The 14,479-nt window shown below is 68.9% G+C and carries 12 protein-coding genes; 9 read left to right on the plus strand and 3 right to left on the minus strand.

The window, feature by feature from the left end; genetic code table 11:
• Positions 1-886 (minus strand): hypothetical protein (locus tag NQ152_RS13360; protein ID WP_257524364.1); only part of this gene is annotated, 886 nt, incomplete at its 3' end.
• Positions 887-1,038: 152 nt separating this feature from the next.
• On the opposite strand from NQ152_RS13360, the gene NQ152_RS13365 reads away from it, so the two are divergent.
• Both NQ152_RS13365 and NQ152_RS13370 read left to right on the plus strand, forming a co-directional pair.
• Positions 1,039-2,478 carry an aldehyde dehydrogenase family protein gene (locus NQ152_RS13365; protein ID WP_257503589.1) on the plus strand — a complete coding sequence of 480 codons (1,440 nt, stop codon included), beginning with the start codon at positions 1,039-1,041 and terminating at the stop codon, positions 2,476-2,478.
• Between the two features lie 15 nt (positions 2,479-2,493).
• On the plus strand, positions 2,494-3,012 hold the full coding sequence (locus NQ152_RS13370; protein ID WP_257503588.1) for a nuclear transport factor 2 family protein: 519 nt from the start codon (positions 2,494-2,496) through the stop codon (positions 3,010-3,012).
• Positions 3,013-3,074: 62 nt separating this feature from the next.
• Here the strand turns inward: NQ152_RS13370 and NQ152_RS13375 are convergent, their stop codons facing one another.
• Together NQ152_RS13375 and NQ152_RS13380 are read right to left on the minus strand one after the other, a co-directional pair.
• Positions 3,075-3,794 carry an NRDE family protein gene (locus tag NQ152_RS13375; RefSeq protein ID WP_257524438.1) on the minus strand — a complete coding sequence of 240 codons (720 nt, stop codon included), beginning with the start codon at positions 3,792-3,794 and terminating at the stop codon, positions 3,075-3,077.
• 66 nt (positions 3,795-3,860) lie between these two features.
• Positions 3,861-5,153, minus strand: coding sequence for a phosphopantothenate--cysteine ligase family flavoprotein (locus tag NQ152_RS13380; RefSeq protein WP_257524365.1), 1,293 nt, complete (start codon positions 5,151-5,153; stop codon positions 3,861-3,863).
• A gap of 224 nt (positions 5,154-5,377) precedes the next feature.
• Between NQ152_RS13380 and NQ152_RS13385 the strand changes: the two genes are divergently transcribed.
• The 7 genes from NQ152_RS13385 to NQ152_RS13415 all read left to right on the plus strand — a co-directional run bounded on the left by NQ152_RS13385 (position 5,378) and on the right by NQ152_RS13415 (position 14,460).
• Positions 5,378-6,232, plus strand: coding sequence for a pyruvate, water dikinase regulatory protein (locus NQ152_RS13385; RefSeq protein ID WP_257503586.1), 855 nt, complete (start codon positions 5,378-5,380; stop codon positions 6,230-6,232).
• Positions 6,233-6,272: 40 nt separating this feature from the next.
• The gene (ppsA, locus tag NQ152_RS13390) at positions 6,273-8,660 is read left to right on the plus strand and encodes a phosphoenolpyruvate synthase (RefSeq protein ID WP_257524366.1); all 2,388 of its coding nucleotides are present in this window, start codon (positions 6,273-6,275) and stop codon (positions 8,658-8,660) included.
• A 108-nt stretch (positions 8,661-8,768) separates the two neighbouring features.
• Positions 8,769-10,208, plus strand: coding sequence for an MFS transporter (locus NQ152_RS13395; RefSeq protein WP_257524367.1), 1,440 nt, complete (start codon positions 8,769-8,771; stop codon positions 10,206-10,208).
• Between the two features lie 109 nt (positions 10,209-10,317).
• A complete protein-coding gene (locus NQ152_RS13400; RefSeq protein WP_257524368.1) occupies positions 10,318-10,680 on the plus strand; it encodes a VOC family protein in 363 nt (120 codons plus the stop codon).
• A 198-nt stretch (positions 10,681-10,878) separates the two neighbouring features.
• Positions 10,879-11,334 (plus strand): Hsp20/alpha crystallin family protein, encoded by a 456-nt coding sequence (locus NQ152_RS13405; RefSeq protein ID WP_257503582.1) that lies wholly within the window; start codon positions 10,879-10,881, stop codon positions 11,332-11,334.
• Positions 11,335-11,421: 87 nt separating this feature from the next.
• Positions 11,422-13,017 (plus strand): L-serine ammonia-lyase, iron-sulfur-dependent, subunit alpha, encoded by a 1,596-nt coding sequence (locus tag NQ152_RS13410; RefSeq protein ID WP_257524369.1) that lies wholly within the window; start codon positions 11,422-11,424, stop codon positions 13,015-13,017.
• A gap of 273 nt (positions 13,018-13,290) precedes the next feature.
• On the plus strand, positions 13,291-14,460 hold the full coding sequence (locus tag NQ152_RS13415; protein WP_257524370.1) for a M23 family metallopeptidase: 1,170 nt from the start codon (positions 13,291-13,293) through the stop codon (positions 14,458-14,460).
• Positions 14,461-14,479 lie beyond the last annotated feature (19 nt).

Below are 14,479 nucleotides of genomic sequence, written 5' to 3' on the forward strand. Positions count from 1 at the left end.
CGATGCCCTGGCGCACCCTGGCGGGGGGGTGTATGGCCCCCCGCCGGGCCGCGGCGTCGGCGGCCAAGGCCGCCGACGCACTCCACCACAGCTGGGTGGTGCCCTCGTAGTCGATCACGACGACCCGCTCGGCGCCGATCAGCTCGCCCACGCCGTCGGCGAACTCGCTGATCGCCTGCTCGACGTCGGGGATGCCGGACTGCTCTTCGAACCAGCTGAGGGCGTAGAGGTGGCCGCCCGGCCAATGGACATCGAGCGGTCCCCCGTCGCGGTCGGGCGGTGCGGAGCCGTCGACGACTGCGGCGATCGTGCGACGCTGCGTCTCCGTGCGCCACCCGCGCCACGCCCGCTGCTCTTCCGCGTACGCCATGGCGACGCGGTAGGCGTGCGAGTTGGCGTAGTCCAGCATTGCGGCGCCGAGTTCACGCAGCGTGGCTGCGCGCTCATGCTCCGGGAGGATGCGCTGCAATTCGGCGATCATCTCATCGCGGGTCACGGTGTGGATCCCCCAGACCCGGTTCAGCAGGACATCCAGGGGGAGACCCCGTCGTACCCCGAGCCGGACGATGTCGAGGAGGTCGTCGCTGAGCGTGTGGTAGACCTCGTCGGCGGGGTCGGCGGTGACGGCGATGAGCAACTGGAGGAAGGCGACCTCGCTCGCGCGCCGCACATGGCCGGACGAGGTGGTGGGGAATCCTCCGGTGCGCTCCAGGCCGCGGATCTGCTCGGCGGCACGCGCGGACACGTCCACTGCCCACGACGTTGCCGGCAAACCCACGATCTCCACCGACCGGGCCAGGAGCTCGGGCGGGCTCAGCGCGCGCGATCGCAACTCGTCCTCGGTCCATGCGCCACCGTGGGGCGTGAGCATCCGGACCGACTCCATCGTGTCGAGTCTAGAGGGCTGTCGCACGCGCCATTCGTCGCTCCCGCGACTGTCGCCCACGGCGGTGCTCACCGCCGTCCGGATTGACGATGATGAGGAGACACAGCGGTGTGCTGCGCTGACGCGTGCACCGTGTGAAAGGAAACCACGACATGAGCACTCGCACGCTCCCGGTGCGCAACCCGCGCACCGGTGACATCGACTACCAGATCGACGTGGCGGACGCGGCAGAGGTCGCGGGCAAGGCTGCCACCCTGCGCCGGAATCAGCCGGCCTGGGCGGCGCTGTCGATCGGCGAGCGTCTCGATGTCATGCGCCGCTGGGCGGGGGAGTTCGCGAAGATCGCGAAGCAGTTCGGCGAGCTGGAAGCGGTGGACACCGGGGGGACCCACACGTCGTTCGTCCAGGGATACATCACTCTGGAGACCGTCAACGGCTGGATCGCTGACGCCGAGTCGTCGCTGGAGTCGGCCGCGGTGCAGCGCACCGCGGTGTCGATGCCGACGGTCGAGGTCCGCTCGCAGCTGGTCGCGTACCCCTTGGTCGGAGTGATATCCCCCTGGAATGCGCCGACGATGCTCGCAATGCTCGATGCGATTCCCGCGCTGTGCGCCGGTTCCGCGGTCCTGTGGAAGCCCTCGGAGGTCACGCCGCGGTTCACCCGGCTGTTCTTCGAGTCGGTGGCCGAGGTCCCCGAGCTCGCCGCGGTGTTCGACTTCGTCCTCGGCGACGGTCTGACCGGCCAGGAGGTCGTCGCCGGCGCGGACATCGTGTGTTTCACCGGCAGCGTGGTGACCGGCCGCAAGATCGCCGTCGCCTGCGCCGAGCGTCTCATCCCGTGTTATCTGGAGCTCGGCGGCAAGGACCCGGCGATCGTCACCGAGTCCGCTGACATCGATCGGGCGACCACCGCGATCCTTCGGGGCGGCGCGTACGCCACGGGCATGGTCTGCTTCTCGGTCGAGCGGGTGTACGTTCACGAGTCCATCCACGACGAATTCGTCGCCGAGCTCGTGCGCAAGGCGCAGCGCGTGCACCTCAGCCACGACAACGCCAAGGCGGGGCACATCGGGCCGTTCACGTTCGCGGCGCAGCCGCAGACGGTGCTGGCGCACATCGCCGACGCCACCGCGAAGGGCGCACAGGTTCTCACCGGGGGAGAGCTCGAGGAACACGGCGGCGGCTTGTACATGCGTCCGACCGTCCTGACCGGCGTCGACCACGGCATGCAGATCATGGTGGATGAGACCTTCGGACCGTGCCTGCCCGTCATGGCGTACCGGGACATCGACGACGCGATCCGGCTGGCCAATGACACGGAGTACGGCCTGACGGCATCGGTGATCGCCGGGACTGCGCAGGAGGCTCTGGAGATCGGCAGCCGGATCGACGCGGGCTCGATCTTCATCCAGGACACGTTCCTGATGGCTGGCAAGGGCCGCACCATCGGGACGAACTCGTTCGGCGTCTCCGGCGTCGGCGGGGGACGCACCGGACCGGAATCGATTCTGCGGTTCGTCCGCCGCAAGGGCCTGCTCATCCAGAACGGTGAACCGGCCGACCTTCTCGACGACAAGTACGAAGACCGCTGACACAGGAGATCGCAAATGGCACATTGGAAGCTCACGGCAGAAGACCGATTCGAGATCGAGGACCTCTACTCCCGCTACGCGTGGGGGATCGATCTGGCGGATGAGGACCTGGTGCGCAGCGTCTTCGCGCAGGACGGATGGTTCGACCACCTGTGGCAGGGGAAGGTGCAGGGGCACGAGGCGATCCTGGAGAACTTCCGATCCCTGTGGACGGACCGGCAGTCCTGGTGGTACGGCCGTCAGCACATCCAGAACACCAAACTGTTCACTGAGCGCGAGGAGGAGGGCGAGGTCGACGCCAAGCTCTTCTTCCAGATCCTGCAGTTCAACGTCGATTACAACAACAACTTCGTGTTCGGCATCGGAACCCGCCAGGACCACCTCACCAAGAAGGAGGGCCGCTGGCTGTTCCAGTCCCTTCACGTGAACGCATGGAATTCTTTCGACCAGGTTCCGTGGAACGGCCCGCTCGTGATCAAGGGGCGCCCGAAGTACCAGATGCCTCCGGTGCCTCAGCACGCCGACCGCGCGTAGCCGGGCGACCCCCGCCCCCCGCCCGGGCACACCGAGCCCGGGCGGGTCGACGGGCGCGCCGCTCAGAGGACGCCGTCCAGCTGCCGGTTCCAGCGGCCGGGCTCGCGCAACGCGCGATAACGCACCTGGACGTCGTCGGCGGTCACGGATGCGACACACACCAGCAGCGATTGCGTGGGGTAACCGTGCGGGCGATTGTCCCGGATGATCGCCTCGTCGTCGGTGCTCTCCAGCGCCGAGGAGCGTTCGAGCAGCTCGATCCAGGGTGTCCACCAGGTATCGGTCTCGGGCAGCTCCACGGCGGCGAACTCAGCCAGCCAGCGCTCGATGCGAGCCGTCGACGGGTCATCGACGTCGTCGTGGGCGACCATGTGCGTTCCCGGAGTCAGCTCCACTCGGGACAGTCGCTGCCCGTCCCACGAGACCACGCTCGTGCGGGCGCCTTCCACCTCGACCAGATTGAACCCGTGCGTGCGCGGCTGGGCGGGCGTCCTGCCCGCGACGGAGTCCAGAGCCAATCCGCCGCGCGAGACCAGCTGCGACTCGGGCAGCGTCGAGACATCGGCGCGGTTGAGCAGCACGGCCAGTCGCCCCGCCGCGGAATCAGCGGCCAGCCATGCCCCGCCGGCGCGCAGGTCGCGCACCCCGACGACGCCGCCGTGGGATTCAGGCCACCAGCGGCCGAGCGGACTCCACGGGCGTTCGGGATCCTCGTCGCGGATCGCGAGCACGCGCGTGGGCAGATTCGAGGATGCGGGGACGCGGACGATGACGGTGCAGATGGCGGTGCTCCCGGTTCACTAGGTGGCTCTCAGATCGTAAGCCGCTGAGAGTCGGGGTGGCCCGGATCACGCCTCCTCCAGCAGCACGACCACCTGGTCCAGGACCGCGTCCGCGACGGCCCGCTTGCTGCCGGACACGTCGGCGAGGATCTTGCCGGATGCTGCCACCACGACGGCTTCGTTCACGTCGGCTCCGAAGCCGCGGCCCCTGCCCACGGGATTGGCCACCAGCAGGTCGGCGGGCTTGCGAGCGAGCTTCGCCCGGGCCAGAGAGACCAGTTCGTCCCGGTCCGCCGCCGTCTCGGCGGCGAAGCCGACCACCACGCGGCCCGCGACCGGGTGCGCGACCAGTTCGCCGAGCACGTCCACGGTCCGGGTGAGCACCAGTTCCATTCGCTCACCGCGCTCGGTCTTCTTGATCTTCTGCTCCGAGACCTCGGCGGGCGTGAAATCCGCGACGGCCGCAGCCATGATGACGACGGATGCTGCGGCCGCTGCCTCCGCGACCGCCCGAGCCAGGTCGGCTGCGGTCAGAACCTCGATGGTCTTCAGCCCCGCGGCAGCGAGGGCGGACGCCGGTTGGTGCTCCAGGTGAGCGGCGATGACGGTGACGTCGGCGCCGCGCGCGGCCGCGGCGAGCGCGAAGGCCACGCCCTGCTTGCCGCTGGAGCGGTTCGCGAGGAAGCGGACCGGGTCGATCGGTTCGCGGGTGCCACCGGCCGTGACCACGACCCGTCGGCCGGAGAGGTCCCGGCGTGTCGCCGCTTCAGGCGGCGCGGCGCCGTCCTGCCCGGCGCCGTCCTGCCCGGCGCCGTCCTGCTCGGCGCCGACCGCGGCGAGGACCGCCGAAACGATGTCGTCGGGCTCGCTCATCCTCCCCGCGCCGATGTCCGCACCGGTGAGGCGGCCGGTGCCCGGCCCCACGATCCTGACGCCGCGCGCGCGGAGCGTGTCGATGTTGGCGACGGTGGCCGGATGCTGCCACATCTCCGTGTGCATGGCGGGTGCGACCACGAGGGGTGCCCGGCTGGCGAGCACCGTCGTGCCCAGCAGGTCATCGGCGATCCCGGCGGCGAGCTTTGCGATCGTGTTCGCCGTCGCCGGAGCGACGAGCACCACATCGGCCCGCTGCCCGAGGGCGACGTGGCGCACGGCCGCGACATCGTCGAAGATCGACGTGTTCAGCGGCTGCCGACTGATCGCCTCCCAGGTCGGGGCGCCGACGAAACGGAGCGCGGCATCCGTCGCGATCACCCGCACCGTGTGCCCGGCCAGCACCAAGTCGCGCACCACCTGCACGGCCTTGTACGCGGCGATGCCGCCGGTGACTCCCACCACGATCTCCAGCGGTCGGTTCATGTCCCCTCGATCCTTGTGGACGGCGGATCAGCGTCCGGACGCTCCCGCGCCATCGTATCGGGCCGGTTCGCAACGCCGAGTGCCGCCCGGCGACCGGGCACACCGGTTAACTTGCCGGAAAGTTCGGCGATTCTTTTCGTGACACGGGCCGCGAGGAACTGACACACCTGCATACGTTCGAAGAGCGAGCCGGTCACGACACCGGTGCCGCGGAGGAGCGGAGCGTGGCGAACCCACCGAGCAGCACGGCAGGGCCGACCGGCGCGCGCACGGTCGCCCGCGCGGCCTATTTCGTCTCGGACAGCACGGGAATCACCGCGGAAACCCTCGGCAGCGCCCTGCTGGCGAATTTCCCGGGCGTGACGTTCCGCCGCCACACCATTCCCTTCGTGGACACGGCCGGAGGCGCCCGCGACGTCGTCGCCGACATTCAGCGTTCGGCCGAGGGCGGGGCCGAGCCGATCGTGTTCGCGACGGTCAAATCCGCGCAGATCCTGCAGGAGCTGGTCGGCTCCGGTGCCGTCGTCATCGACCTGCTGGGGGGCCACCTACGCGAGCTGGAGGCGGCGCTGGGCAGCACAGCGTCCGAGCAGCTCGGGCAGTTCCACGGCGTCGGTGACCTGGAGCGGTACTTCGCCCGGATGCGGGCAGTGGAGTACGCCATCGAGCACGACGACGGGCAGAGCATGCGGGCGCTGGATATGGCGGATGTCATCATCATCGCGCCGTCCCGGTGCGGCAAGACACCGACGACGATGTATCTGGCACTGCAGTACGGACTCCTGGTGGCGAACTATCCGCTCACCGACGACGACTTCCCCTCCGACGGACTGCCCGCCGCCGTGTCCCGGTATGTCGACAAATGCTTCGGACTGACCACGACGCCGCTGCGGCTGAGTCAGGTCCGGCACGAGCGGCGACCCAGCTCGACATACTCCAGCCTCGCCCAATGCACGCTGGAGCTGCGCCGCGCCGAAGACCTGTACCGGCGCAACCGGGTGCCCTTCCTCAACTCCTCGACGAAATCGGTCGAGGAGATGTCCGCCGTCATCATGCAATCCATGCGCCTGCGCAGTTGACCATCCGCCCCGCCTCACGCACGACAATTCAGGAGACCTCATGACGAACATCCTCTGGTTCACGCAGATGGGCATGGCCGACGTCCACCAGGTCGGCGGCAAGAACGCGTCGCTGGGCGAGATGGTGTCGAACCTGTCCCATCTCGGGGTCAGCGTGCCGGGCGGTTTTACGACCACCGCGGACGCCTACCGCGACTTCCTCGCCGCGGACGGACTCTACGACCGCATCAAATCCACTGTGGAGGAGCTCGACGTCGCCGACGTCGCAGAACTCGCCCGCGTCGGGGCCAACGTCCGGGAGTGGATCGAGCAGCAGCCGCTTCCGGCGGCCTTCGAGGCCGACATCCGCACCGCCTACGCGGCGCTGGTCGCGGCCGACCCGCAGCCGGACACCGTGTCCTGGGCGGTCCGCTCGAGCGCGACGGCGGAGGATCTGCCGGACGCATCGTTCGCCGGTCAGCAGGAGACGTTCCTGAACATCAGCGGCATCGAGAACATCCTGGCGGCGGTGCGCAGCGTGTTCGCCTCGCTCTACAACGATCGGGCGATCGCCTACCGCGTGCACCACGGATTCGAGCACCACGATGTCGCCCTCTCTGCGGGGATCCAGCGCATGGTGCGATCGGATGTCGGAGCCTCGGGTGTGCTGTTCACGGTGGACACCGAATCGGGCTTCGACCGGGCCGTGTTCATCACCAGTTCCTACGGTCTGGGCGAGGCGGTCGTGCAGGGGGCGGTGAACCCCGACGAGTTCTACGCGTACAAGCCCGCCCTCCGCGAAGGACGCCCCGCCATCCTGAAGCGCTCGGTGGGCGAGAAGGCTCTGAAGATGGTCTACGCCGACGGCACCCACATCGGAGCAAGCACTGTCTTCACGGATGTTCCGCGGACGGAGCGGGCGCAGTTCAGCATCACGGATGCCGAGGTCGAGGAGCTCGGCCGGCAGGCGCTGACGATCGAGGAGCACTACGGACGCCCGATGGACATCGAATGGGGCAAGGACGGGATCGACGGCAAGCTCTACATCCTGCAGGCGCGACCGGAGACGGTCGTCTCGCGCACCGATGGCAACGTGACCCGCCGGTTCGTGCTCGGCGAGCCGGGCACCGTGATCACCATCGGGCGGGCCATCGGTCAGAAGATCGGCGCCGGAGCGGTGCGCGTGATGACCTCGTTGGCGCAGATGGACCAGTTCGTCGCCGGTGACGTCCTGGTGGCGGACATGACCGATCCGGACTGGGAGCCGATCATGAAGCTGGCGTCCGCGATCGTGACCAACCGCGGTGGCCGGACCTGCCACGCGGCGATCATCGCGCGCGAGCTCGGCATTCCCGCCGTCGTGGGAACGGGCGATGCGACGCTGGTGCTGCAGGACGGGCGGGATGTGACCGTCTCGTGCGCGGACGGCGACAACGGCTTCGTGTACGAAGGCATCCTGGGATTCGAAGAGGTGGTGACCCGTCTGGACGAGATGCCGGAGAGTCCCACCAAGATCATGCTGAACGTGGGCACCCCCGACCAGGCGTTCGCTTTCTCCAAGCTGCCGAACAAGGGCGTCGGCCTGGCCCGGCTGGAGTTCCTGATCAACCGTCAGATCGGCATCCATCCGCGCGCGCTGCTGGATCACGACAGTCTCGAGCCGGCGCTGCGCGCCGAGATCGCCGACCGGATCGCGGCGTACCCGACGCCGCGCGACTACTTCGTGCAGCGCGTCGCGGAGGGAGTATCGATGATCGCCGCGGCCTTCGCGCCGGAGCCCGTGATCGTGCGGCTGAGCGATTTCAAGTCCAACGAGTACGCGAACCTGATCGGCGGTGAGCTGTACGAGCCGCACGAGGAGAACCCGATGCTGGGCTACCGCGGCGCGTCCCGGTACATCTCCTCGGACTTCCGCGAGTGCTTCGACATGGAGTGCGAGGCGCTGAAGTTCGTCCGCGACGAGATGGGTCTGACCAACGTCGAGATCATGGTCCCGTTCGTCCGCACCGTCGGAGAGGCGCACGCGGTCATCGAGCTGCTCGCCGAGAACGGGCTGCGCCGGGGCGAGAACGGGCTTCGCGTGATCATGATGTGCGAGCTGCCCTCCAACGCGCTGCTGGCCGATGAGTTCCTGGAGTACTTCGACGGGTTCTCGATCGGCTCCAACGACATGACCCAGCTCACGCTGGGCCTGGACCGCGACTCCGGCCTGGTCGCCGCCACCTTCGACGAACGCGACCCGGCCGTCCTGAAGATGCTGGCGATGGCGATCGACGCGTGCCGTCGCGCCGGCAAGTACGTCGGCATCTGCGGGCAGGGGCCCTCCGACCACCCCGATCTGGCCGAGTGGCTCGTGGGCCAGGGCATCGAATCCATGTCGCTGAATCCCGACACCGTCGTGGAGACCTGGCTGCGCCTCGCGAAGCAGCAGGCGGCGCTCGTGCGATAGAATGGCGGTCTGCTCGGCCCCCTAGGCCGAGGCGGTCGAGCCTCCTCGTGAGACTCGATCCGGGGCTAGAAACCTCCGGCATCCGTCAAACGATTCGGAGGTTTCTCCATGTCTACGCCCATGCCCTCCCGCCGCAAATGGTGGGTTCTCGCCGTGGTCTCTCTGACCCAGCTCGTCGTCGTCCTGGACGGCACGATCGTGAACATCGCCCTGCCCCAGGCGCAGGCGAGCCTCGGCCTCACGGACAGCCAGCGTCAGTGGGTCGTGACCGCCTATGCGCTCGCATTCGGCGCGCTGCTGCTGCTCGGCGGGCGAGTCGCCGATTACTGGGGACGCAAGCGCACGTTCATCGTGGGAATGGTCGGCTTCGCCCTCGCCTCCGTCTACGGAGGCATCGCGCTGACCGGCCTCGACCTGATCATCGCGCGGGGCCTGCAGGGCGCGTTCGCCGCTCTGCTCGCCCCGGCCGCGCTGGCCCTGCTGACCGTGACCTTCCCCACCGGCAGGGACCGCGACGTCGCCTTCGCGGTTTTCGGAACGGTCGCCGGTGCCGGCGCCTCGGTCGGCCTCGTCCTCGGCGGCGTGCTGACGGAGTTCCTGGACTGGAGATGGTGCCTGCTGGTGAACGTCGTCTTCGTCGTGGTCGGCCTCGTAGGTGCCTTCGCCGTTCTCACCGAGAGCAGGGCCGAAGGCGAGAACCGATACGACGTCCTCGGCGCGGTCACCGTGACCCTCGGGCTCGGATCGCTCGTCTACGGCTTCAGCCTGGCCGAGACCGGGTGGGGCAGCCCGCTCACGATCACCTTCTCGGCCGCCGGGGTCGCGCTGCTCGTGCTGTTCGTGTGGATCGAGACCCGCACCGCCCAGCCGCTGCTTCCCCTTCGGATCGTCACAGACCGCGTGCGCGGTGGTGCGTTCCTGATCCAGGCGATCGCCGGCAGTGTGATGATCGGGTCCACCCTGTACCTGACCTTCCACCTGCAGATCGTGCTGCAGATGTCTGCGCTGCAAGCCGGTCTGGCGAGCCTGCCCCTGCCGCTTGCCACCATGGTGGTGGCGCCGCTGGTGGTGCGATTGCTGCCGCGCATCGGCGCTCGTCCTCTGTTGACGGCCGGCCCCCTCATCGTGGCCGCGAGCCTGTGGTATCTCAGCTTCATCACCGCAAGCGGCGCGTACGTCGTCCAGGTGCTCCCCGCGCTCATCGTGATGGGCGCGGGAATGGCACTGGTGTTCGTGCCGCTGCAGAACGTGGCGTTGAGCGGCGTGGCCCCGGATGACGCCGGCGCGGCCTCGGCGGTGACCAACTCGGCGATGCAGATCGGCGGCTCGATCGGCCTGTCCATCTTCACAGCCGTCTACGTCGCTGCCCTCGGCAGTCAACCCGTCACCCAGCCGGCTGCCCTTGCCGACGCGTACTCGGCGACGTTCATCGCCGCGGCCATCGGGATGCTGGTGGCCGCGGTCATCGCGGTGACGATGATCCGTGCCGCCAAGGCCGAGATACCCTCCTCGCCCGAGGAGGCGCCGCAGCTCGCGCACGCGGGTTGAAACAGACCGGGCGCCCGTCTCGGCGCCCGGTCTGTCCGCCGCGGAGGCGCCCGTCGCGCCCATCCGGATCGGCTGGCAGACTGGCGTGAATTCGATCGGGGAGGTCGCGATGCGACTTGTTCAGGTGGCCGTCCACGCCGAAGATCTCGACCGGGCCGCGGACTTCTACACCGTGCTGCTGGACGCGCCGCCGCTCGCCCGCTTCGATCCGGGGCTGGTCTTCTTCGATCTGGACGGCGTCCGGCTGCTGCTGGACCGGAATGCCCCGGCATCCCTCCTGTATCTGCGGGTCGACAACGTGCACGAGACGCTCGACAAGCTCGACGGCCTCGCGGACGTGGTCGAGCCGCCCCGGGTGATCTTCTCGCACCACGACGATTCGCTCGGGCCGGCCGGCCACGACGAATGGCAGGCGTTCATCACGGATTCCGAAGGCAACACCGTGGGTCTCGTCGCCTTCCAGGCGCCCTGAAGCCCGCATGATTCCCGGCGCCGGCGTCCTCCGCCTGCCGCCCGGGACCGCTGGGCATGCGTCCATTCCATCCGCTCCGAGTCTTGGCGCTCGTCGAGGAGGAGTGCTAATCTGAACGCAGTTGAGCCGACACGACTCAACTCCCTCGCACCCTCGCGCCGGACAGTCATCCGGGCCGAACGACAAAGGAGACGAATCATGGCCGCATACGACCCGTTCCGTGAACTCGACCGCTTCGCGTCGACGCTCTTCGACGCCCGCCGGGGTCCCCGTCGCATGCCGATGGACCTGTACCGCGATGGTGACCACTACGTGCTCACCGCCGACCTGCCCGGCATCGACCCGGGCTCGGTCGACATCGACGTCGACGGTCAGCTGCTGACGATCCGGGCCGAGCGGACCCTCTCCGCCGGCGAGGGGGTCAAATGGATCACGCGTGAGCGCGACGGGGCGAGCTTCGTGCGCCAGCTGAACCTCGGGCAGGGAGTGGACACCGAGCACATCTCCGCCACCTACAACAACGGCGTGCTGACCGTGACGATCCCGGTCAGCGAGAAGGCCAAGCCGCGCAAGATCGAGGTCTCCAGCGAGGACTCCGGTCCGGTCCTGCAGGCGCAGGAGAGCTCCGAGGGACCGCAGCCGGTCGAGCAGTAGGCCCTCAGCCGGCTCCGACGAACGCCCCGGACCGGACCGTCCGGGGCGTTCGGAGCCCGGCGCGCGGTCCAGGTTAGCCTGGACCGCGTGAGCGCCTACGTCTCCGCGTTCGAGCTGTTCTCCATCGGCATCGGACCCTCGAGCTCCCACACGGTCGGTCCGTTGCGCGCTGCCGGCGACTTCGTCGTCCGACTGCGCGGCGCGGGCGTGCTCGACTCCGTGGCACAGGTGACGTGCACGCTGTACGGGTCGCTCGGTGCAACCGGAATCGGACACGGTACGCCGGACGCGGTGATGGCCGGACTGCACGGACACTCACCGGAAAGCGTCGACCCGGATGCCGTGCGGGGCCTGTGGACCGGGTGGCCGACCGGGCGGCCGCTGGCGCTGGACGGCACGCACCCCGTGCCCTTCCACAAGGCCGACATCGCCTTCGCCCCCCGGACCCGACTGCCCGGCCACCCCAACGCGCTGACGCTGGAGGCGTGGGCGACCGCACGGCCGCACGCGGCCGACGAGGCCGGGCAGCTGGCGGCATCCGGCATCCGGACCACCGGCAGTGCGCCGGCACCGGCAGTGCGGCGGACCGGCGAGGAGGATCTCCTGCTCCGCGAGACGTATTACTCGATCGGCGGGGGCTTCATTCGGCGCGACGGCGAACCACCGCAGCTGTCCTCGTCGGCTTTCCCGTTCGGCTTCGACAGCGCCGACGCCCTCCTCCAGCTGTGCGACGAGCATGGCATCACCATCGCCGAGGCGGCGCGCATGAACGAAGAGGCGCTGCGCGGCGACGACGAGATCGCCGCCGGACTGGACACGATCTGGGACGCGATGTCGCAGTGCGTGGAAGCCGGTCTTCGCCACGATGGCGTGCTCCCAGGCATCCTGAAGGTCAAGCGCCGCGCACCGGCCATCCGCGTGCAGCTGGAGGCGGCCGAGCACGACGGACGCCGGGAGCTGCCGGGGGAGTGGCTCGGAGCTTTCGCCCTCGCGGTGAACGAGGAGAACGCGGCCGGCGGTCGCGTCGTCACGGCTCCCACCAACGGCGCAGCCGGAATCCTGCCGGCCGTCGCGATGTACTGGTGGCGCTTCCTGGCCGACTCCGGCCTCGGGGCCCGCAATGCGGTCACGCCCTACGGCGAGCTGGTCGGCAGTGCCCTGATGGGCTTCGCCGGCCGGCAGCAGCTCGGCCCGATCGTGCCGGACGCCGCGGACGAGGCGCTGATCGCCGAAGCGAACCGCCGGCGCGGCATCCGTCGATTCCTTCTCACCGCGACCGCCCTGGGTTCGCTGTTCAAGGCGAACGCGTCGATCTCGGGCGCCGAAGGGGGCTGCCAGGCCGAGGTGGGCTCGGCGTGCGCGATGGCGGCGGGGGGCCTGACCGCCGTCATGGGCGGCACCAATCGCCAGATCGAGAACGCCGCGGAGATCGCGATGGAGCATCATCTCGGTCTCACCTGCGACCCGGTCGGCGGGCTGGTGCAGATTCCCTGCATCGAGCGGAACGCGATCGCGGCGTCGACCGCGGTGACGGCGGCGCGTCTCGCGCTGCGCGGCGACGGAAGCCATTACGTCTCGCTCGACACCGTCGTCGAGACGATGCGCCAGACGGGCATCGATATGTCCCACAAGTACAAGGAGACCAGCGAGGGCGGGCTCGCCGTCAACGTCATCGAATGCTGACGGGCGCGGAGACGCGAGCTGCGGCATCCGCCCGGTCGTATTCCGCGCTGGTGATACGCCGTTCCGACGTAGCGCCGTGACTGCATGACCTCGCCAGAAGGCTCGCGGAGGGCTGGTAGTTTCGAGGGAAACTTCAGATTCGGAGCCCCCTGCGTGACATCTCGCCGTGTACCCGCCCTGTTCGTCTCCCTGCTCACCGCGATCGCACTTCTCGCGACGGGGTGTGCCTCAGCCGCCACGACTGCGGCACCGCCGACCGGGTCCGTTCCAGGCGTGAGCGTGCCCGACACGTTCACCGCACTCACCCTGACCGCGATCGGCAACCCGCCCCTGCCGTTCCGCGGAACCGACGGCAAATACCACGTCGCGTACGACCTGCACCTGATGAACGCCACGCAGGTGCCGGCGAGCCTCGACACCATCGAGGTCGTCGACGCAGCGGACCCGGCGAAGATCGTGGCCAGCTTCTCCGGCACAGCACTCATCGACCCCACCTGCGCTTTCGGCGACTGCAACCGATTGCGGGATCTTCCGGCCGGCTACATCGACAGCGCGACCGTCCCGCCCCAGGAGAGCCGCGTCGTCTTCATCGACTTCGCCTTCGACTCGCTGGACCGCGCACCCGCGGCACTGCTTCACCGCATCGTCGGAACGGGCGCGCTCTCGCCCGCGTTCGGCGCGCCCGGACCGATCGACTACCTGACCACGCCGGTGGCCTTCTCGAGCCAGGCCGTGCCGGTCATCGCACCGCCCGTGCGCGGAGAGAACTGGATCGCGCTGAACGGATGCTGCGAGCCCGGCTTCCCGCACCGCAGCTCCCTCATGTCCGTCAACGGAAAGCTGAACAACAGCCAGCGCTTCGCGATCGACTGGAAGCGCACCGACGACAAGGGGCAGTTCTACTCGGGGGACAAGACCAGCAACGAGAGCTACGTCGACTACGGCACCGACATCCTCGCGGTCGCCGACGGCACGGTGGTCTCGATCCTGGACGGCATGCCGGCCAACGCACCGGGCGTCCTGCCCGCGCACGACCCGGAACTGGCCGCGAAGCTGACCGTCGAGAACGTCGACGGAAACCACGTCGTACTCGACCTCGGCGACGGGGTGTACGCGATGTATGCCCACATGATCTCCGGATCCCTCACGGTCAAGGTCGGAGACACGGTCGTCGAGGGCCAAGTGCTCGGGCACCTCGGGAACACCGGCAACGCCAACGCGTCCCACCTGCACTTCCAGCTGATGGACGGACCGAGCCTGGTGGAAGCGGACTCGCTGCCGTACGAACTGAAGAGCTTCGACTATGACGGGCAGGTCTCGCCGCAGTCGATCGCCGATGCGGACGACTACCTCAGCGGCACGTTCCTGGCGGGCAAGCTGCCGAAGCCCGATGCGCGAACCACGCAGCTCCCGCTGAACCTCGCGATCATCGACTTCCGGTAGCCCGGACCGACGGAGGACC

Origin of the sequence: Microbacterium sp. zg.B48 (genome assembly GCF_024623505.1) — a bacterium.
GTDB lineage: Bacteria > Actinomycetota > Actinomycetes > Actinomycetales > Microbacteriaceae > Microbacterium.